Below are 20,869 nucleotides of genomic sequence, written 5' to 3'. Positions count from 1 at the left end.
GTAAATGACAATACCAGCACTCTTGATAGTGATTCATGAAGTTGCTGAGTTGTGATCAGGTTCCCGCAGGTTGTGGCAGCATTCTGAGGGATATTTCCAGTCAATATGTTCTAGTGCTGACTCGCAAAAAATGTGAGCAGTTGCTTCTCAGGAGATTCTCATGGCTAAGGCAAAGTTTGACAGTTCGATCAACAAGTCTGCACTCTATCGTGAAACCATCATTGCCTTGGGTGGGCCGGAAAAGGCCACCAACGCTCAGGTGAAGAGCAGTATTGAGTCGCAGTACGACGGTTGGGAATGGGGTAGTAATCCTGCTGCCGCCATTGGTCAGGTTCGAAAGTCGATGTTGGCTGCCGATGGCAAGCCAGTACCAAAGCGAACCAAGAAGGTTGCCAAGAAAAAGACCGGAGCCAAGCCCGGCCGTAAGCCCGCAGTGAGCGTTGCCACGAGTGGTTCGTCATCTGCCGTGGCTGTAGCTGCGGCACTGAGCTTCCTGACAACCTATAGCGATGCCGAAACTGCTCTGAGCAAAGCCCGCGAAATCGTGCAGACCGTGGGCCCGGAGTTGGCGAAGCAGATGGCCGACATGCTTGCTGGCCACTAGAGATAATCTGACAGCTTTGCGGCTGTTGGAAAAACCATGAATTATCGCTTGCCCGGTTAGCAATTTCATTTGCTGACCGGGCAAGGTTGTTTTTGGCAGGGATCCTGTGAGAATATACGATCGAAGCGAATGGCAGATGTTTGAGTGAGGGAGAAGGCTGTGCTTGTCCAGATGGAACTTGTGCGGATCATCATCAGCGAGATCAATGATCAGCAGGTCATTTATCTGAAGGAAGTCGATGGCTCGCGAGCCTTCCCGATTCTGATAGGTCTCTTTGAAGCGACCAGCATCGACCGGCGTGTGCGAGGCGATGTACCGCCCAGACCACTCACTCATGATCTACTGAAGAATATTGCCGAGCAATTGGGGGCTGAAGTGCAGGATGTGGTGATCAATCATCTGGAGGATCACACTTACTATGCCTCGATTCGCATCCGTCAACAGGGGGAACTGATTGAGATTGATAGCAGGCCCAGTGATGCCATCGCATTGGCCGTACATTATCAACCTTTTCTTCCCATTTATGTGACAGAATCGGTTCTACAGGATGTGACCGGCTGATCAAATGACTATGTGACAGAATAAAGCAGGCCCGGAAGTTACTACAAACTTCCGGGCCTTTTATCTTCTGGTGATCGAGGAGTCTGCTATCCACTTTCAGGAAAGCATTTCGAATCCGTGTCGTCAATTACTTGCTCAGTTTGCTCAACAGATCGAGAGTGGCCTGCCAGGAGGTTTTGTCCGCCTGTTCATCGTACTTCATGCCTTCGATCCCATGTTTGCCGGCATCGGGGACAGTGAAGCTATGACGAACCCCCGGGAAGGAAACAAACGTGAGTTGATTGTCGGAACCTTTAAATGCTGTCTGGAACTGCTCGACGACGTCTTTGGGAATAAAAGCGTCATCAGCTCCATGAAAGACGAGAACTTTTGCTTTGACCTGGCCAGCTTCTTCAGGCGTGACTTTAGGGAGTGCCCCGTGATACGAGACAACGGCATCCAGGTCGCTACCCTTTAGGGCGAGTTGAAGAACTGTCGATCCTCCAAAACAGTAGCCAATCGCCACCAGATGCTCGGGATTCACGTGCTCGTCTTTCTTCAAGACATCCAGGGCAGCATTTGCGCGGGCCAGCCATTCCTGTTGATTGGAACGTACACTGGTTGCCATGGTCCCGGCATCTTTGGGGTGCTGAGTGGTCTTGCCTTCGCCATACATGTCGCATGCAAAAGCAACGTAACCTGCCTCTGCCAGTTTTTGAGCGCGATTTTTGGCATAGTCGTCTAATCCCCACCATTCATGAACGACAAGGACTCCCGGGCGGCGTCCCTGAATCTCATCATTCCAGAAGAGTGTCCCTTTCGATTTCACGGTGCCGGCCTGATATTCGATCTCTTTCGAACGGATTTCCGCGACGCAAATAGCGTTCGAAAATGAGGTTATCAGGCATAGGGTCGTTGCGAGCAGAATTCTTGGTGACCACATGGGTTTGTATCCCTCCTGAGATAAAGATTCGGGGTTTAAAGTTGAGCTTCGGCAGAAGTATTCACCATCTCTTGAGCATAGTCAGAGAAGAGTTCTGTTCCAATTCTGACGTCTTCTCGATTTGAGTTCGTAATCAAGGGCGCCAGTGTCTGGAAAACAACTTCTGGCAGTGGATCCGAAGCTCAATGTGGAGTCGACCTGATAATCAGGGGTTGTTTTAAGACCAGCCGCCTGCTCAGCGTGCCAGCCAGCCGCCATCGATATCGATGATACTGCCATGCATGTAGTTGGATGCACTGGAGGCCAGAAAAACGCACAAACCACCCAGTTCCTCGGGTTGTGCCCAGCGCCCTGCAGGGATACGGCTGAGAATCTGCGGGCCTCGAACAGGATCGTTGACTAATGAGCCCGAGAGTTCAGTGAGCATATAGCCCGGACAGATGCAGTTGACGTTGATCCCTTGAGCTGCCCACGAGTTGCAGAGTGATTTTGTCAATCCGGCCAACCCATGCTTGGCGATGGCATAAGCGGGGATCTGCCAGCCACCCTGATGGCTCATTACCGAACCAACATTAATGATTTTTCCAGAGCCTCGCTGGATCATCGATGGGGCGACCTGTTGGGCGAGATCGAAAGCGGCTTCAATATGAACCGCCAGCATGGTCTGCAGGTGAGTAAGAGGATACTCCTCAGGAGGAAAGCGGGCTGTTAAACCCGCGTTGTTGACGAGGATATCGATTGATCCCGCAATCAATCTGGCTTTTTCTACAAGACCAGTACGGTTTGCCCGATCACTGAGATCGCACGGGAGGAAGTGGAAACGTCGGCCCAGAGAGAGGATTTTTTCAATGTGTGCCTGTGTGGGTGAGGTTCTTGAGACACAGACGATATCTGCACCCGCTTCTGCCAATGCTAAAGAGATGGCCGCTCCCAGCCCTCTGGAACCACCCGTGATCAAAGCGACCTTGTGATCCAGCCGAAAGAGATCGAGGATCATGTCAAAAGGTCTCCTGAAGTGCTGTGGCTAGAGGGCGATACGCGGCAGAATCTCGGGGATGAGGCGGGCCAGTTTAGCACCGCCACGTGCAGCCACTTCCAGAATTTTATTCAGTTCCACCGGTTCGAGCGCATCGGGCAGGCAGAGATCTGTCACGACAGAGAAGCCGAGAACGCGTAAGCCCGCATGGACTGCGACGAGGACTTCGGGAACTGTCGACATCCCCACGACATCGGCTCCCATGAGCTTCAGCATGCGGTATTCAGCACGGGTCTCGAGATTTGGCCCGCTGACTGCGACAAACACACCTTTGGGGCAATGTATGCCAAGTTCCAATGCCACCTGGCGGGCGACTTCCATGTGCTGGCAGTCATAGGGGTGGCTCATGTCAGGAAAACGAGGGCCCAATTCTTCATCGTTAGGGCCACGCAAGGGGTTTTCGGGCATGAGATTGATGTGATCTTCGATAATCAGCACATCCGAGAGATCCAACTGTGGATTGATGCCGCCGGCAGCGTTGGTCACAAGGAGTGTTTTCACTCCCATGGCCTTCATGACACGCACTGGAAAGGTGACTTGTTCGAGAGAATACCCTTCGTAGTAGTGAAATCGACCTTCCATGGCGACGATAGGAATGCCGCGCAGGCGTCCGCAAACCAGCCGACCCGCATGAGATTTCACTGTCGAGGTAGGGAAGTGAGGAATGTCGCTGTAAGGAATAGCGATATCCTGCTCGATTTGTTCCGCCAGGCCACCCAGACCAGTTCCCAGAATCATGCCTACGGCAGGTTCACCTTGCCAGAGCTGGGAGATTTTGGCAGTGGCCTGGTCAATGCGTGATTTCAGTTCGGACATCTCGATTTCCGGATGAGTTCGGCTCAACAGGCGCATGAAATGCCACGTGAGCCATTAACGAGTAGAGCAAAGAAGGTGGAATAACAAACTCAGGGAGAGCCTGCAAAACGGCAGACTCTCCCTGAGAAAATATCAAATCTTGATTTCAGATGCTGCGCGAAGGAAATGTTCCAACTCGAAAACTATCGGTTCGCAGCGGTCAAAAGCGGTCACAGTCAATCGTATGAGTGAGGCCCAGTCTGCTCAACTTCAGCAGGCTGAATCACCATTCCAGCGCTGTGTTCAATCTCATCGCAGGATTCAGCATTCGCTGAGAGTTCGATGATTAGTAGTCATCATCATCGTCGTCGAGATCATCATCGTCGTCGTCATCGTCGTCATCGTCATCATCAAAATCATCGTCGTCGTATTCGTCATCGAAGTCTTCTTCGTCATCGAAGTCATCGAGATCGTCATCGTCGAGGTCATCGACGTCTTCATCGTCGAATTCATCATCCTCGTCGTCTTCTTCGTCATCTATGTCTTCATCCTCATCCTCGTCTTCATCGCGAGCGCAGACGGGCGAGGTGATGAAGGGAAGATCGAATTCCGAAGTCCACGAGGCTGCGAACAGAGGATTCAACGTGTCTGGCGAGACTGCCAATACTGCCAAGCTCATGAATACGAACCTCAATCCTATTGGTGTCGTTCCTGTATTGACTCAAAGTCCGATCTGACGAGTTTTGAGTCACATTGTGATGTTAATAACAAATGATCGTCGTATCGCAGGTCGGAAGATTTCCTGCCACTGGTATTCGAGCAGACCGTCGATGTCAAGGCTCATCTGTTGGCCGAAAATTGAGAATTTTCGAGAGAACATCAAAGTCGGTCACCAGCCATACACAATCACAGTTCGGTCTTCCGAGCGCGGTCACTATAATCATGCTGGGTCAATGAGCAAGTCTGAGTCGTGGTCGTCATCAAGAAATTATTATGATTTTTTTGCTGTGACTCGGCGGAATTCGGAAAAAGTTTCTCGCAATACTTCTACAGCGGTGGAAATCTGTAAGTCAGGCATGTCTCAGGGAGATACCTGAAAATCGGTGAAAACACAAATTGCAGCCAATAATTCTCAGGAGTTCAATTTCTGACAGGTCGAGAGAAAGTTTGCTGATTAGCATTTCCAGTTGAATTGTCTGCATTTTACGCGATGGGAGAATCCATTGTGGGATGCGAGTTGAGGCTGACTCGTAACCTCGGCTGGCGCTCAACGTCCCACGGCCCCGCCAAGAGAAGTTGATGTTTACGCGATGGCAAGCACTTTCGTGACTTCTCACAGCCAATAAAACGACTTCGGCATCGTGAAAAATGGCAGTGTGGTTCTAAAATCAATTGTGACGCGAGTTTCCAGTTTCAGCGTGAAGGCAGCACTCATGTGGACAGTTCCCAAGAATGCCGAAAGCGGGATGTCGACTGTGTTGTGCCCACCATCACCTGCTGATGACGGAACATCCTGCGGTGAATTGGAGGCTCGCCCGTTTCTGGTGGATCAAGAGGAGAACGAGGCTGGGGATGTTGTTGGTATCTGTGCAGAAATCAGGCATCCGATGGTGGTTGCTTCCGGGATACGGAGAATTGTTTTTCAGGTGGGTGGAGTCAGTTGTATCGGTTTAGCAATTGCAGGTGTGTTTCTTCCTGTGTTGCCGACGACTCCTTTTCTCATTCTGGCCAGTTTCTTGTTCTACCGGTCATCTCCCGAACTGTACCTTCGCTTGCATCAGCACCGCTTTTCGGGGCCGCTTTTGCGAAAATGGGAGCGTGACCGGGGAGTCAGTTTCAGAGTAAAAATGGGTGCTGTTGGAATCGTCCTGCTGATGGTGGCGCTCACACTGCTGTCAGGTCGCATCAGCTCTCCAATGCATTGGCTGATCATGGGATTGGCGAGTATCGGTATTATGGTCATCCTGCTTCTGCCATCCCCACGTCGACAGCCAGTTTCTTTGGTACGAATCGAGGAATTCGCCAGCAAAAAAGTGGGCTAACGGTTCCTTGAGACTGACAATCAAGCCGACGAATTTCAGCCGCTGGTGCGAAAGTGCCGTTTGAGAGCAGGTGATCACCCCGAAAAGCAGGTGATGCTTCAGCAATGACGGGTGAGATTCCCCAGCCAGGACGACGATTCTGACGTGAAAGAACTGGCGGTCGTCAAACTGGACTTCCTCGATTGATCCCAATTTCGTACGAATCAACCAGGAGCATTTGCGTTGATTGAATGCAGGCGATGCCTCTGTTGATCAAGGGCGATGCTGCGGTCGCCATGCATCACGATGGTCCAGCCGATAAGTCCCTGAGCGCGAGCTGCGGATCACGTTAGACTGACGGGTGATTAGAAACTGATGAAGTCTGCGAGGGCGGGGTGGTTCCATGAGCCAGCGACACGCACTGATGATCGACGATAATCGCATCTGGATTCGACATCGCGGGCGTGTCTTTGGTCCGTTTGACTACGAGTGGAGCCCCGATTTTTGCGGAGCCGAGTTTCACTATTCGGGACAGAAGTTTGGCGAGTATTGCAGCGTCGATGAGATTTACGTCGATGCGAAAGATCTGGGGCTGCCCCGCGCTGTTTCAGAGGTGGCGGTGCTCGTTATTGGCAGTCTCATTTGTGGAGTTCTGGCAGGCGAAGTTCTGGCTGAACGGATCGATCGCATCAACCAGTGTTTAAGTCGATATGGTTTTTGTCGCTTTCTGCCCGTGGAAATGCATCAGCCGTAAATCTGGCCAGTGTGGGTAACTTTTCCGATTCCGGGGGATGTGATAGAACGCTGTCTGGTGGCGTCGGGGTCTGTTTCCACCAAAGTTGCGATTCGGTTTTTCACCGATGCCTCCCCGACGATTTGGCTAAGCCTGCCGACATGATCGCCGCGACCGCGAATCGTCCTGTGTCACTGGTGGAGAACGTCTCGTCAGACAGACAGCCTGTCCGTCGTGATCTGGCTGCGAGTATGGGTGATGGCGCTTCCTACGGAGTAATGGTTGGAATCGGCGAGACGTATGTTCCTGCTTTCGTCCTGGCGGCTGGATTGGGCGATGTCTTTGCAGGCTTGATTGCGAGCGTTCCCGTGTTTTTAGGGAGCGTGCTGCAATTGATTTCACCAGCAGCGATTCGAATTCTGAAGTCGAACAAGTTGTGGGTCATGCTCAATGCTTCGATTCAGGCAGCGTGCTTTATTCCTTTGATCGTTGCGGCGACGTATGGAGCGATTTCTCAGTGGCAGGCGCTCTTCATCACATCAGTTTATTGGGCTACCAGTCTGGCGACAGGCCCGGCATGGAATACATGGATGGGGGCCGTTGTTCCTAAGTCTGTACGTCCTCATTTTTTTGCGAAGCGGGCACGTTTCAGCCAGGCGATGACGCTGGCGGGATTTCTGGCAGGAGGGTTTATCCTTCAGGCGGGCACATCCTCCTCTGCGCCGACCAGAGCTTATGTGCTGCTGTTTCTGATCGCGGGGATCAGCCGGGTGATTTCGGCATTCTGCCTCTCTCGTAAGAGTGAGCCCCAGCCTGTGCGACTGGTCGATGATCTGCCATTCATGCAAAGAGCCATGAGTTTCGGTCAGGGAAGGGCAGGGCGGCTGTTGTTGTTCGTGGTCTGTATGCAGGTGGGCGTCTGTATTTCGGGGCCGTTCTTTGTGCCCTATATGCTTAAAGGATTGAAGCTGACCTACATTGAGTATGTGATATTGATCGGGACCTCATTTGTGGCCAAGTTTTTAACTTTGCCCTACTGGGGGCGGCTGGCCAAAAAAGTGGGTGCCCAGCAACTCTTATGGATTGGTGCCATTTGCATTACACCGCTCGCGGCTGCCTGGGATGTCAGTTTTAATTATGGCTGGCTCGTTCTGGTGCAGATCCTGGCTGGAACGGCCTGGGCCGCTTACGAACTGGCTGTGACGTTGCTGTTTCTGGAGGCGATTCCCGAACATGAACGAACCGGGACGCTGACGATTTACAACGTGGCGAATAATGCGGCTTTGCTGGCAGGCTCTTTGATCGGGACGTTCATGCTGCGATCAATGGATGTCACCATTGAGGCATACCTTTGGGTATTTGCAGCTTCGACAGCCGCCCGGGGAGCGAGCCTCTTGATTCTTGCGACCGTACCAAAAATGAGTTCGGGTGTGGTTGAACCCACGTTCCGACCATTATCTGTTCAGCCTTCGATGGGTTCGATCGATCAGCCAGTCCTGGCAGGATTGCCGGCCGATGCCGAGAATCAGTTGGCTGAGAACGAGCGTCCATCTTCCGGAGAGAGCGATGCGAACAGCAGCACCTCCTTGAAGAGCAATTTTTCCTGCGGAGATACTGGTAAAGAGCCCGTTTGAAGAATCGGATCATTCTCAACGTGCTTCTTCACTGCAGGCATGACGTGGAAATTCGGCAGAATCGTCTTGCAGCAGGCGATTGCAGCTATCTCAAGAGTTTACGGAACGAACGATCGATTCATTCCAGACGGCAGGCAACCGTTCTTCTGATTGATCGAGAGGTTGCGATGGAGGAGATTGACATCGCTTCCCGGCGGATGGCAAGATTAAGTGGGGTGCATCCTTACAGCGAGACGAGTTTATGAAGGCAGAATTGACGCCACTGAAAGGTGGCCCTGTGATTCCTATCACGCGAGACATTACGCTGATCGGCCGTCAGGAAGATCTGTGCGATGTCTTTATTGATAAAAGCAGTATTTCCAAGCTGCACTGTCTTATTGTCCGGACTGACGGATTGCTGTTCATCCGCGATCTGGGAAGTACGAATGGCACGAAGGTCAATGGGCAACGGGTTGTCAGGGGAGCACTTTTGCCGGGGGATGAACTCTCACTGGCCAGCGAGAAGTTCCGCGTCACCATGGGGCCAGCCGATCCCGTGGTTCATCAGCAGGAAGCACATACTGAGGTCATCGAAGTCGCTATTCCTGAGGATCGGTTGAAGCTCTCCCCGGAAACACCACTTCCTGCGAACATGCCATCTCGGAGTGACGTCAAGCTGATTGAAGAATAGCCTGAAATGTCCGGTTCACATCACATGTGCGTCGACAGGCGGATTTCTATTCTTTCGAGTGATGTGATTTACTCGCTGCGTGGGCTGGGTTCGAGCGGCCTGATTGAAGAAATCTCATCGAGACCGATCGGCGAAGTGGTTGTTAATTGCTCTGAGTGAGAGTCGCGGTAGACCAGTACGATTTGCTCACCACGGCTCAATCGACCATTGATATAGCCCGAAATTTCGCACCCATTACCAAGCGAAACTTTCCACTGGCGAGATTCATCAAAGCCAAGCTCCGTATGTATCACCCCTTCAAAACGCTCCCAGGCCCAGGGCCATAAGGTGGCATCTGGCGAGATCTGCCCGGCGAGATCAACCCAATTCAAGGCGGCAAGCCGAAGTTCGGCAATAGGGGCAAAGCGGCACCAGGGGCGCAACACGTGCTGAATCCAATGCTTTCGGGATTCCACAAGACTGACAAAATCAGTGACGTCAGAAACCTCTCGTGGGGAGTTGGTCGCCAATCCTGACAGTGGAACGAAAGTGGATGACGCTGCAGCCATCGATGCTTCCAACTCGTCCATGAACTCGCCACCTTCCTTTCGTTCACTCAGCAGGCATACAGGTTCAATATGATATGCCGACGATGGTTCCAGTTTTGGCTTCAGCGGGCTCGAACTCAAAACCAGATTAAATCCGCCTGGAGATGAAGGATTCTACGAACGTGTAGATTTCCTCAGCGATTTCTGTCTGCGAACGGAGAATCGAATTCTGGAGGCAGGGGACGACATGCCAGAGTGGGTTATTCGCTGCCAGATTTCGATATTCAATCAGTACGCGTTCCAGATAATGCTGATCGGCCTCATGAAGATCGGCCTTCGATGTCGTGTAATCCCGCGCCTGCTTGCGATCAATCAGTGTTGTCGCAGTTTCCGCAGTGGTATCCAGAAGCACCACCAGATCGGGCCTGGGCATTTGATAGAGATGATACTCGACGTGCTCAATCCACTGCTGCATTTCCGCTCGCAACTCGGGCTGGGCCTTGGTGAGTTGATGAGCCAGATTCGAAGGAATGTATCGATCGCAAAGTACAATCTTGCCTTCGTTCAATGCGGATTGGAGAAGATCACGACTCTCGAAGCGATCGCCGGCATAGAGCATTGCTGCCAGAAAAGGGTGAACCTGCTCCAGAGTGCCAAATCTTCCATTGAGAAAATCGGCTACGCGCTGTCCGAAGAATGTGCTTTCGTAGCGAGGAAAGCTCAGCGTAAAAACGTCTCGTGATGTTGACTTGAGACGTTCGTGGAGGAGTTTGGTCTGGGTTCCTTTCCCCGCACCGTCGATTCCTTCAATGACAATCAATAACCCGGAAGATGGATGCGGACGATGTTCGAGAACCACCAGGACAACCGCCTTCTTTATGGAGCTGTTTCTACCGTTCGAAAATCTTTCGATGGAAGAATATCGAGGATCGTCCTCGTTGCTGCAACTCGTCAGGTGGCCTGCAACTGGCTGATTCCCGAAGGAACATCGATGGCCATCAAAAAGTAATCCTGCAGGCGACTCAGTTTCAGCACATCGGCAACTCCACCATTGGCGGCTGCCAGGACCATACGGCCATCTTTACGATGAAGACGCCGATGAAGAGTGATTAACTTTCCGAGAGCTGCGCTGGTCACAAAGGTGACACGTTCCAGACTGACCACAAGTTTACGGCAGTTAAAAGTATCGATTAAGGACAGAAGTTCCTGCGACATCTGTTCGAGGTTTTCGTCCTCAGTCAATAACTTGCGGCTAATGGTGGCGACAAGCACATCACCGTTAGGCTGCAGGTCAAAAAAACTTGCTTGAAACTCAGGTTGACTCATTCGAACCACCTTCGCTCTGCCTGAATTCACAACAAGGAACACCGCCAACTCGGACAGTAGAGTCGAGGTGTTTCTTACACTTGCAAGACTTCTGCCCCTTGACCCCAAAGCATACCCTGCCGCACGCCAATCACCAATGTTTCTCTCAATTGTCCTAAATCGGAGGCATTTCCCGCGAGGATTACGGGACAGTAACGCTCGTCGGTACCAACGACTAAATCAGGATGGTCAGGATGAATGGACTCGACCATAACCTCGATTCTGGAACCTTTCAGATTTTCTCCAAAGGATTGCACCAGTTGGAGTTCGAGATCTTCGAGAGCCTTAATCCGAGCATTGATCACATGTCCATGGACACGGTCCGGGAATGTGGCGGCTGGAGTTCCTTCGCGGGCACTGAAGGAAAAGGCATGAATTTTTGTGAATCCTACGTTCTGGCAGACGTCGAGAGTTTCAGCAAACTCTTCGTCGGTTTCACCGGGAAATCCGACAATGACATCTGTGGAAAAACCTGGGTGAGGCAAAGCTTCTTTGAGTTGATCGACAATGTCGATGAATTTTTCTTTGGTATAGCGCCTTCTCATTCGCGACAGCACGGCATTCGAGCCACTTTGCAGGGCAGGGTGGAACTGAGGACAGAGGTGTTCGGCACTACTGACAGAGCTGATGAATTCATCCGTCATTTCAGCCGCTTCAATGCTCGATAGACGCATTCTCCAGTGACCAGCGATCTTGTCGAGGCGGTCAATCAGGTGCCAGAGCCTGATGCGGGGAGCACCGGCTGTTCTCCTCCTGAGATCCACTCCGTAGTGACCGATGTGGACACCGGTCAGGATGATTTCCTGATATCCATTGGCGATCAGCTGGCGAACTTCCCGCTCGATATCTTCGGGTTCGCGACTGATCAGATGGGGACGCACCTGAGGAATAATGCAGTAAGTGCAGCGCAGAGCACATCCATCCTGAACTTTCACATATGCCCGCTTGCGTCCCTCAAACCGTTCGATCCCTCGTGGAAATTCAACCACCCCATATCGCTGGAGAACATCGGGCAATTCGCGGCGATCAGTGACGACCTCATGCACTGAGGGGAGTTGGCGAAACGATTCCGGTGATCTCGTCACACCACAACCAACGACAATCGTCCGTGTCCCTGGATTCGACTTTGCTAACTGGCGGACGACTTGCCGCGATCGGGATTCACCGTTCGCTGTGACAGTGCAGGTGTTTACGAAGCACAGGTCGGCGATTTCGTGTTCATTTACTTCGCGATATCCGTGCCTGGCCAGCGCTTCTTTGACAAGTTGAGTTTCGTACTGATTTACCTTGCAGCCAAGCGTAACGAGACGGCAAGTTCGCGAAGGAGTGCCAGCTGAATTCGGTTCGAGAGACGACATTGGCAGCAAAAAATCCTGATAAGCGAAGCTATTTCAAATCGATTGTAGACGAAACCTTGGTATTGGCTTGAATGACCTTTTGGCAATGTGAATAGCTGCCAAGACGCAGAGCTTGATTGTGCAGGCAACAGAACCTCGTAGAACTCATGATGCGATTCATTTATCCGCACCATCGGGCCAATTTTGCTCGCTGGCGCCGTTCCTGATCAGCAAACTTCACCGACTGGAGGTCGTATTAGATCTGAGACAGCCGCTCAACAGATGAGCGGCTGCTCTGATTCAGCTGTGACTTATGATCGGCTGTGACCTATGTCCAACTGTGACTCCATGTTCGGCGGCGTTCACCTGATTCAACTGCGATATCTGTCACCTCGCCGATGATCGTCGCGGCGCGGCCTGGAGGAGCGATCTCCTTCAGTGGATGCTGGTGTTTTGACGAGCATCCCGATCGCTTCTTCCCAGGTGGGGATATCGTCGTAGTTGGCAGGAGTTACTGGATCGTGCGAAGCTTCATCAACAGTTTGTGAAACCGTTGCTACCGGTCGCCTCGATGGAGGAACTTCGAGGTCGCGTGGAGAACGTTCAGTGTAGTTCTCATCACTCACCGGCCGACGTGACCTGTGCCTGGGCTCATCAACAAACTCGTTGTCCCGATCACCGATAACAGGATCACTTTCTTTTTTGACACGAGGCGATTCGCTACGGGCAGATTCTGCACGGGGTGGCCTGGCTGGTCGATCAGTGCGTTCATCTGAGGCTCTGCGCGGACTACGGTCACGCCTTGAACGATCCCTCGCTGGTTTGTCCGCAGAGCTTTTCTCTGTTCGTGGTGCAGGCCGTTCGCGCTCCGAGAGCTCGAGCTCGGGTTCATCTGGATCAAGTGCGCGACTGTCTTCGAGATGCTCCTCAAGCTCATCACTGTCTGTACCAAACTCTTCGGCGACCAAAGGATCGCGCGAAGTTTCGCCAGGCCGATTTCCTGGACGACGACGACGGCGGCGACGACGACGAACTTCACCTTCCTCAGAAATCTCAGAAGATTCTGCGACGAAGGCGACGTCATCGATTTCTGTCACGTCGTCCAGTTCATCATCTTCAGCCAGAGCGTCAACGGGAACTGGTCGTCGTGGTTGTGAAACCGGTCGAGGAGGGCGGCGCGATGGAGATCGCTCAGAAGTTCCTGCGGACTCACTCAAGCCTGAGCCAAATTCGTCATCATTGGCGGACTGATAAGCGGCACGCTCCGTTGCTGGAAGTCGTTCTTCAGCAACTCGTCTCTGGCGTGGTTGACTGGAGGGAGGATACGAATCGTCTCGAGCGGCTTTGGATCGTGGCACTCCTGAACTTGAATCAGCAGCCCCGGAATGAGCTTCAGCCGATCGGGGTCTCCGTTCATGCGGAGTCCCTTCGCGAGTGCCAGACTTTCTTTCAGAACGTCTTTCTCCGGACGCTGCCGATGAGGATGGGCGACCACTACGCTCAGATTCTCCTCCGGAATCTCTGGAGGCAGAACGGCGACCTCTCTTCTCAGCCGCATGGGGATCTGCGAGTTCACGTGCCTGGCGAGAATTCCTCGCGACTTCGGCTTCGAGCGTCTTGAGCAGATCTTTCGGGCGAGACTCGCGGGATTTGCCTTGTGGTTCGTCCCAGTTCCAGCTTTCGAGGGCATCCCAGTAGTCATCACCCTGTTCGGCGATCGTCATGGGGAATTCATCGGTTGAAGGAGCGTCTTCAAGTTCGTCCTCGTCAAGCTCACTATGGGTGGTCTCGACGCGACTGGTTGTCTCCTTGGTGACAGCTGGTTTTTGAGGAGCACGGGGTGCAGGTCTGGCCGGACTCACTTCCCGAACCTCAGCCACAGCTTCAAACTCTTCGGCTTCTTCCTCGATATCGGAGTCGAACAGGTCGCTTCCAAACGCGTCGTCGACCACTTTCTTTCGCCGAGCAGGAGCCGGTGAGGCCGGTGCAGGCAGTTCGGTGATGGAGGGCGTTTCAATGATGGGCTCTTCCAGAGGAAGAGTTGCGGCTGTGGGGATCGATTCGTTCAACTCGTCAGGATCTGGCAGATCCAGTTCATCGTCGACACCGAACTCAATACCGAACAAATCAGAAGCAAGTTTGCCCCAGGAGTCATCATCGTGGGCCAAAGGGCGTTTTGGCGGGTTCGTCATATCTTCTCGCAGTCCATTGATATGCCGGAAGCGATCACAGGAACGCAGGACGCTGCGCTCAAACCGGACTGCTTGCCACGGCAAACAAGATCATCCCATAAGCGGCCCCGAACCGCAAATGTGATGTGGGTGACTACGACCGAAATATCGCAGTAAACGGGACTTGAGTAAGATTTTTCACGAGGGACGGGTCTGTGTATGGCGAGCCTGCAGGATTTCTGATTGCCGACGAATGGCTGATTGCAGAATTTCTGCGTATTTGTCGGGCTCATGAAATCCCGTGGATCGAGCGAGAAGTTCAGCTTCCGTATTGATGACGACGGTCGCCGGGAGGGCTTCGACATCGAGAATCTTGGCCGCTTTATCGTCCTTGTCAAAATCGAGTTTGACGGGTACGAATTCGCGCATCACAAACTGCGCAAGCCGTTTTTCCCCAAGGGTTTCCTTCTCAAGTTTATGGCAGAATCCGCACCAGCTGGCACCGAAGATAATCAGCAGGGGTTTTTGCCTCGAAAGGGCCTGCTGATGGGCTGGTTTAAGTGCCGTAAACCAGTTGACCTTCGAGGTCTCGGAAGCCATCGATAACTGGCTCAGCAACGGTTGTGCTGCACAAGTGCTGACAAATGCCTGCAGGAATGTCCGGCGATACATGTTTTGGCCCCCAAAAATGAGGGCGCACCAGACAAGTATCAGACGCCAGCCCTCACTTGGGGAAATATCGGCACAACTGCCAATCGCACTATCTTCAATTTTGGCGAATCACTCGACTGGCAGCTTTTACCTGCAAAGTTCTGCCAGTTCGTCATAACCTTCTTTGGCGTTGATGCTTGCGAGGATTCAATCGACCTCGATCTGCCGGTTGTGGGTGGTTGGCACACAACATCTCAGGGAATCACGGAGTTTTTTCTGCTCGCAAGCAGCCAAAGTTGACCGATTCTGCCAGTACGCTGACAAATCTCAATCAAGGCGATGGTTTATGGAGCCCCTGGAAGTGTGATTCCCGGTGGGGTGGGTGCAGCCGGTTGACCGGTGGTTTCTTCAGCTTTTTTGGGTTGAATGAGTGTTTTACGACCCTGTTGCAACGCGTCGAAACTGTCAGAACTGATCACATAGTACCAATCCGCAAAACGCTGATTGAGCTGCTTGACCTGTTTTTCGCCAAACATTTTCTTCGTTTCCCATTCCTGCAGCTCGTCCTTGTACTTGCGAGTCTCTTCCATAAAACGGGCCTGTGCTTCGGCGGCGGCTTTCTGGGCAGCGGCGATGTCATCAGCACTTAAGGTCGTATTGGCTGGAGCGGTCGCACTGGCTGGGCCATCGGCTGTCGTGGCGGAATCCGCAGGTTTTACACCCTCCGGCATGACAAACGGTTTGGGTTCAACAGGCGGTGTGGGCTTGGGCCCTAAGGCCTCAGGATTAAACTGTGCCATCACAAACAGATACCGATTCTTCGCCTTGGAAGGATCGGTACTGGCTGGCTGGGTGGCCTTGGGATCGTTCGAATTCTCATCGACCTTCTTCGTGTCGGTATCTTTGGATTCGTCTCGATTGGCGAAGCCAAATTCCACTTCCTCTTCGGTCCCGTTAAAGACATTGCCAAACCGCAGGACATAGACCACACCCTCGTCGGTCATAGACACGAGATCACCTTCTTTGGAGTAGATCTCGGACGTTCCGTCTTCCGATTTGACAGGGAAGAAGCCACTGGAAAGTAAATCCATTTGAGTGGCTGGGTCGATGGCAATGCCTTTGTCAAACTTCAGATCGCGGCTGAGTCTCGCTGGCTTGGGGCGGACACCGACAATTTTCAGATTGTCGAGGCCATCGACCAGTTTTTTCATCTCGGTCTCATTCACTTCCTCTTTGGAAGGGTCAAGACCTGTCATGACCCAGGGGTCCGTCGGCTTTTCTCGGGTCAGTTGATTCGTCTCGCGGCCCATCAATCGACCGCGGTTCTCATCCACTGTGTATTTATCGATAATAATGGTCTTGATGTTATTCGCTTCAAGTTTGAGCAGGTCAGGCTCAATCCAATCGGCAAATCGAGTTGAGAGATTGATGTTCAGCTTGGCTGCATAGACATTCTTGTCATTGGAGTCGAGTGGACGAATGTAAAACTGGCCATTGTGGCCGGGAACAGCTTTACCAATCACATAGGAGGCCAGAACTTTACCATTCTCGTCTTTTAGGGTGATTCGCTGGCCGCGACCGGTCAGTTGAGTTGTATCCTCGGAGAGCGGGTCGATGACATCGAAGTCACCATATTGAGAGGGCTGCCGACTGATCAGCTTCTCACGTTTGATGCCAGACATGGACACAGCGGTTTTCGCGAGGCGGTCTTTGCCATCAGCCGGATAGTTGTGTCTCGATGGAATTCTCCAGACGCCATCTTTGAAGTCGACGGCAAAAACTCGGGCCTCGGCGGTTTCCTTATCATAGGAGACAACCTCCAGAGATTTCGCATCCGAGGCGTTAGTGAATTCCGGGAAGAATTCCTTACCGACCGAGTCAAAATCCTTGGGGGGCTTGGGAGTCGATGGCCCAGCGAAAAGTGCGGCCACCAGAGCGACTAAAGCCACACCGGCAAAAATTAGAGTTCGCTGTGTTTCTCGCATAGTGATGACCTATTCAGACAAACTGACTTCAATGGGGATTTCAGCAGTTGGCTGTCGAGTTGAATTTCTTGGCGGAATGAGAGGCTCTATACCTCTGTTACTTCCAGATGTTTCTCGACCTGGAGTGAACTGAAAAACTTCATGCTGTAAGTTTCTCAAACCAGGTCGAGGGATGCTTTGTTTTGATAAACCCTTGCGAAAGATGCTTTAGGACTTAATCCGGCGCGAGGGGGTGATGTCATTCTGTTCGTTGCGAAGTCTGATCATTAATACGAGCAGACCGAGGATTGCGGGGGGGATCGGAGCGAGCAGAAATGCAGCCAGGAAGAAATTTTGCTCGACCACACGAATCTGTCGGTCGGTTTGTCGCTGATTTTTTTCCAGCTTCTGCTGTTTCAACTGTTCGATGTTACTTTCAGCGACCTGGACTTTCCGCGTTTCGCTTTCCTGAGCAATGGAGAGCGCCTGCAGCTTCGCAATATCATCGAGCGAATCATCCTTGCGGATCTTTTCGACTTCCGCTTTCAAGCGTTCTTTGGCCTGATCGAGTGCCTGCTTGGCCTCTTCGTTCGCTTTTTGCTGCTCGTCGGAGCGTTGCTTGACGAAGGGAGCGGTCTGCCGTTCGACGGCAGTTAATGTCCGAGCTTTTGCACGGCGTTTGCGCAGATCGATGAAGGTCTGGTCATCAGCCAGCAGATCGACGGCATTCAGCACGAAGGTCACGTTGTCGAGATCAAGATTCAGCAGGCGGCGTTCGCGAACCTGGAAGAACCAGTCAGCAATCAGGTCAGTATCCGCCACGTAAATCACATTCACAGGCGGGCCGCCAGCGGCGGTATCACCCTCAATTCGGCATGCGACGATATGGGAATACTCATCCTTCATGCGGGGGGGATCCTCCACAATCTGCAGTCCGCCGCCAAAGAACCCGGGCCGCACCAGTTCAGCCCAGCCAATCAATCCGGAATCGGGTCCCGTCTGCATCAAAGGCGTGACTTTCACGTTGGCTTTATCACGCTTACGAATGGTGCCCGAGAAAAACAGCAGGACTTCCTGCAAGCCGCTGGTCACGGGGCTGGTCATCGAGAAGGCGTTCTTGACGCCACTTTTGGTACTGATCGCCACAATTTCCGGGCGAACGACGTCGGAGAATTCGGGGTGTAGGACTTTGATCGTATTGTCAAACACGACCTCGTCATAATTCCATTGAATCCCCAGCAGGTTGACCAGAGACGTCGCTTTACCACCATCGGCCTTGGGTTCGCCAGGAGGTGACATGCCACCCATCATTCCTCCTGCGCGAGGTCGCGGCTGGCGAGGTGCCAGTTCGACATTGGTCGCAGGAATCGGATCGTCAAAAATGAGCGTGGGTCGCCCTTTGCGAACATAATCGACGAGGTTCCCCATATCGGGTGTCGAAAGTGATGAGGGGAGCACTGCAATCAGGACGTCATATTTTTTGTCGTCGATCGCCGCAGCTGGTGAAACCGATTCGACGTTGTACTGCTTTTTGAGTTCCGTGACGATCCGCCATTCGGGCGAATTGCGGAACGACTGCATGTCGAACCCACCCATCAGTTTGGCATCTGTTTCCAGAATGCCGACCGTCTTTCTTTTCTCTTCCGAGACCGTCTGAATCGAACGCGTCAGTTCGTATTCAATGGGAAGTGCGACATCAAAGAACGGGATCACCACTTCATTGGCACCACTGTTGATCACTGCACCCAGATAGACATCTTCCATCTGAATGCGACCACCACGTTCGGATTGAACTTTGCGGGCCTCGATGCCGAACGCCTTGGCTTCTTCGGCGGCTTCACTGAAGGGTTCAACATCGACAATGCGAACGGAAAGTTTCCCTCGACCAATCTGTGCGTACTGGCCCAAAAGCCCAATCAATGAAGTACGGACAGAAGCATATTCGCGTGGCACTTGCCGACTGACAAATGCCTGGATTGTGACAGGCCGATCGGTATTGATAGAGGTCAAGGTCTGACGCGTGGTCGGACTGATGGTGTAGAGTTTTTCCTGGGTAAAATCGAATGCAAAGTTAGCATTCGCCAGAATCAGGTTGAGAGATATCAAGGCGACTGCCAATGAGACGGTTCGAATCAGATATTGCCAGCCCATCGCAGAACCATTCTTGCCTCCTGACCAGTGTCGATAACCGATCAAGACGCGGTTGATGTAGAGCATGAGAATGGTGAATGAGCCGAAATAGACGAGCGATGAGAAGCGGACGATCCCGTTGCCAAACGGCTGGAAGTGATATCGAATCCCGAATGTTTCGAGTGAAAGTTCGTTTCCAAAGAGTGACGAAAACGGAGCAGGGATCGGGACATTCATAATGAAGACGGCAGGCAGGCAGAGCACCAGGCCGATGATGAAGGCGACTGTCGCACTGCTCGTCAGATAAGAGGCGAGCATCCCGGCACTGAGCAGAGCACATCCGGCCAGCCAGAAACCGAGATAATTGGCAGCGAGTTGCCAGATATCCGGATTCCCAATCATCAGCAGTACAAGGCAGTGAGTCAGTGAAAAAATCAACGTGACAGAATAGACCCCAATCACTGCCAGATACTTACCAAGCAGGACTTCGATATCCGAGACGGGCAAGGTAAAGAGAAGTTCATCTGTCCCGAGCTTACGTTCTTCCGACCAGACACTCATGGTGATGGCAGGAACCACGAACAGTAACAGTTGGGGAAAGTAGAGATTCAGTTGAGCGAGGTTGGCCTGATTATAGGTGAAAAACTCCTCCCGGAAGGCGAACCAGGCACCAGCCGAGACGAAGACCATAATAAAGAGATAACCGATGGCTCCCGAAAAATAGCTCCAGAAGTTACGCTGGAAAATGGAAAAAATGACATGAGACCGAAGCATAGTTGCCAGTTCCCTCAGCTCGAATTCGGGCAGTCACCTGATTCGAAAATTCAGTGATGCCACCCGATTTGAAGACCCTACGACATCGAAGAAAGACGTTGATCGTCAGCAACTCACAGAGTCAGAAAAGACGTGCCTTAAGGGGTGCGTCCACCGACGGTCAATTGGCGAAAACGAGTTTCCATTTCGGCATTTGCGACCATTTCTGATAGTGAGCCGTTAAAGACCAGCCGACCTTCATTGATCAGCACCACATGAGAACAGACGGCTGTCACTTCCGTCAGAATATGCGTTGAAAGGAGGATCGTTTTAGTTTTGGCCAGACTGAGAATCAGTTCGCGAACATCATGGGTTTGATTGGGATCAAGACCGCTGGTCGGCTCGTCAAGAATGAGAACTTGTGGATCATGGAGCAGGGCCTGAGCCATACCGACGCGCTGCCGATAACCTTTGGAAAGCTTGGAAATTGGCTTTCGCCAGACAGAGGTCAATGAGCAGCGGTTCGCCACATACTCCAGACGACTCTGCAGTAATGAGGCGACCATACCGCGTGTCTGACCTGCGAAACGCAGCATCGATTCGGGTGTCATCTCCAGATACAGTGGCCCGTTCTCCGGGAGATAACCTAAGAGCGGAGCCGCTGCCAGACGATCTGTCTCCATGCAATGGCCAGCTAAAAATGCTGAGCCTTCGGTCGGTGCCAGATAGCCAGTGAGCATCTTCATGGTCGTCGATTTACCGGCACCGTTAGGCCCGAGAAATGCGCAGACCTGCCCCACAGGAACCGAAAACGATACGTCTCTGACGGCTGCGAACTGGCCGTAAAACTTGCTGAGGCCACGGGCCTCAATCATCGGTCGACCGGTAGTTGTTGGCTGCGAGGCCGCTTTTGACACGGGTTGATTTTCCGCAAATGTCACCATGAGTGATATCCTTCTGGATGACAATCGTGCATCAGACTCAAATTTTGACTT

Annotated in this window: 19 protein-coding genes; 6 read left to right on the top strand and 13 right to left on the bottom strand. The window is 52.4% G+C overall.

Going from position 1 to position 20,869, the window contains the following annotated elements:
- The first annotated feature begins 160 nt into the window (after positions 1 to 160).
- Complete coding sequence (locus PLIM_RS11430) at positions 161 to 604, top strand: hypothetical protein (protein WP_013110477.1); 444 nt, start codon at positions 161 to 163, stop codon at positions 602 to 604.
- A gap of 159 nt (positions 605 to 763) precedes the next feature.
- Complete coding sequence (locus tag PLIM_RS11425; RefSeq protein ID WP_013110476.1) at positions 764 to 1,165, top strand: bifunctional nuclease family protein; 402 nt, start codon at positions 764 to 766, stop codon at positions 1,163 to 1,165.
- A gap of 127 nt (positions 1,166 to 1,292) precedes the next feature.
- On the opposite strand, the gene PLIM_RS11420 is transcribed toward PLIM_RS11425, so the two are convergent.
- The 4 genes from PLIM_RS11420 to PLIM_RS24560 all read right to left on the bottom strand — a co-directional run bounded on the left by PLIM_RS11420 (position 1,293) and on the right by PLIM_RS24560 (position 4,597).
- Positions 1,293 to 2,087, bottom strand: coding sequence for a dienelactone hydrolase family protein (locus PLIM_RS11420; RefSeq protein ID WP_013110475.1), 795 nt, complete (start codon positions 2,085 to 2,087; stop codon positions 1,293 to 1,295).
- Between the two features lie 235 nt (positions 2,088 to 2,322).
- The gene (locus tag PLIM_RS11415) at positions 2,323 to 3,084 is read right to left on the bottom strand and encodes an SDR family oxidoreductase (protein WP_013110474.1); all 762 of its coding nucleotides are present in this window, start codon (positions 3,082 to 3,084) and stop codon (positions 2,323 to 2,325) included.
- A 27-nt stretch (positions 3,085 to 3,111) separates the two neighbouring features.
- Entirely contained in the window at positions 3,112 to 3,939 is an 828-nt protein-coding gene (locus tag PLIM_RS11410) for a purine-nucleoside phosphorylase (protein ID WP_013110473.1), read from the bottom strand.
- Positions 3,940 to 4,264: 325 nt separating this feature from the next.
- Positions 4,265 to 4,597 (bottom strand): hypothetical protein, encoded by a 333-nt coding sequence (locus PLIM_RS24560; RefSeq protein WP_013110472.1) that lies wholly within the window; start codon positions 4,595 to 4,597, stop codon positions 4,265 to 4,267.
- 754 nt (positions 4,598 to 5,351) lie between these two features.
- Between PLIM_RS24560 and PLIM_RS22860 the strand changes: the two genes are divergently transcribed.
- The 4 genes from PLIM_RS22860 (at position 5,352) to PLIM_RS11375 (ending at position 8,976) form a co-directional block, all read left to right on the top strand.
- A complete protein-coding gene (locus PLIM_RS22860; protein WP_013110471.1) occupies positions 5,352 to 5,960 on the top strand; it encodes a YbaN family protein in 609 nt (202 codons plus the stop codon).
- A 382-nt stretch (positions 5,961 to 6,342) separates the two neighbouring features.
- On the top strand, positions 6,343 to 6,693 hold the full coding sequence (locus tag PLIM_RS11390) for a hypothetical protein (RefSeq protein WP_013110470.1): 351 nt from the start codon (positions 6,343 to 6,345) through the stop codon (positions 6,691 to 6,693).
- Positions 6,694 to 6,833: 140 nt separating this feature from the next.
- Complete coding sequence (locus PLIM_RS11385; protein WP_013110469.1) at positions 6,834 to 8,306, top strand: MFS transporter; 1,473 nt, start codon at positions 6,834 to 6,836, stop codon at positions 8,304 to 8,306.
- A gap of 241 nt (positions 8,307 to 8,547) precedes the next feature.
- Positions 8,548 to 8,976 carry an FHA domain-containing protein gene (locus PLIM_RS11375; protein WP_013110468.1) on the top strand — a complete coding sequence of 143 codons (429 nt, stop codon included), beginning with the start codon at positions 8,548 to 8,550 and terminating at the stop codon, positions 8,974 to 8,976.
- Positions 8,977 to 9,044: 68 nt separating this feature from the next.
- On the opposite strand, the gene PLIM_RS11370 is transcribed toward PLIM_RS11375, so the two are convergent.
- From PLIM_RS11370 to PLIM_RS11325, 9 genes are all read right to left on the bottom strand, one after another.
- Complete coding sequence (locus tag PLIM_RS11370; RefSeq protein WP_013110467.1) at positions 9,045 to 9,545, bottom strand: hypothetical protein; 501 nt, start codon at positions 9,543 to 9,545, stop codon at positions 9,045 to 9,047.
- A 106-nt stretch (positions 9,546 to 9,651) separates the two neighbouring features.
- On the bottom strand, positions 9,652 to 10,362 hold the full coding sequence (gene tmk, locus PLIM_RS11365) for a dTMP kinase (RefSeq protein WP_013110466.1): 711 nt from the start codon (positions 10,360 to 10,362) through the stop codon (positions 9,652 to 9,654).
- 92 nt (positions 10,363 to 10,454) lie between these two features.
- Positions 10,455 to 10,829 carry an STAS domain-containing protein gene (locus PLIM_RS11360; protein WP_013110465.1) on the bottom strand — a complete coding sequence of 125 codons (375 nt, stop codon included), beginning with the start codon at positions 10,827 to 10,829 and terminating at the stop codon, positions 10,455 to 10,457.
- 74 nt (positions 10,830 to 10,903) lie between these two features.
- A complete protein-coding gene (gene mtaB, locus PLIM_RS11355; RefSeq protein ID WP_013110464.1) occupies positions 10,904 to 12,226 on the bottom strand; it encodes a tRNA (N(6)-L-threonylcarbamoyladenosine(37)-C(2))-methylthiotransferase MtaB in 1,323 nt (440 codons plus the stop codon).
- Positions 12,227 to 12,576: 350 nt separating this feature from the next.
- Complete coding sequence (locus tag PLIM_RS11350) at positions 12,577 to 14,481, bottom strand: hypothetical protein (protein ID WP_148227085.1); 1,905 nt, start codon at positions 14,479 to 14,481, stop codon at positions 12,577 to 12,579.
- A gap of 93 nt (positions 14,482 to 14,574) precedes the next feature.
- Positions 14,575 to 15,048 (bottom strand): thioredoxin family protein, encoded by a 474-nt coding sequence (locus PLIM_RS11345; RefSeq protein ID WP_041401617.1) that lies wholly within the window; start codon positions 15,046 to 15,048, stop codon positions 14,575 to 14,577.
- 323 nt (positions 15,049 to 15,371) lie between these two features.
- Positions 15,372 to 17,012, bottom strand: a complete 1,641-nt coding sequence (locus PLIM_RS11335; RefSeq protein ID WP_013110461.1) for a DUF4340 domain-containing protein — start codon at positions 17,010 to 17,012, stop codon at positions 15,372 to 15,374.
- Positions 17,013 to 17,219: 207 nt separating this feature from the next.
- Positions 17,220 to 19,895: a Gldg family protein gene (locus tag PLIM_RS11330; RefSeq protein WP_013110460.1), complete on the bottom strand. Its 2,676-nt coding sequence runs from the start codon at positions 19,893 to 19,895 to the stop codon at positions 17,220 to 17,222.
- A 137-nt stretch (positions 19,896 to 20,032) separates the two neighbouring features.
- Positions 20,033 to 20,818, bottom strand: coding sequence for an ABC transporter ATP-binding protein (locus PLIM_RS11325; protein WP_013110459.1), 786 nt, complete (start codon positions 20,816 to 20,818; stop codon positions 20,033 to 20,035).
- Between the last annotated feature and the right edge of the window lie 51 nt (positions 20,819 to 20,869).

Source organism: Planctopirus limnophila DSM 3776, assembly GCF_000092105.1.
Lineage (GTDB): Bacteria > Planctomycetota > Planctomycetia > Planctomycetales > Planctomycetaceae > Planctopirus > Planctopirus limnophila.
The sequence above is the reverse complement of the archived record's forward strand: the minus strand, read 5'-3'. Positions and strand labels throughout refer to the sequence as shown.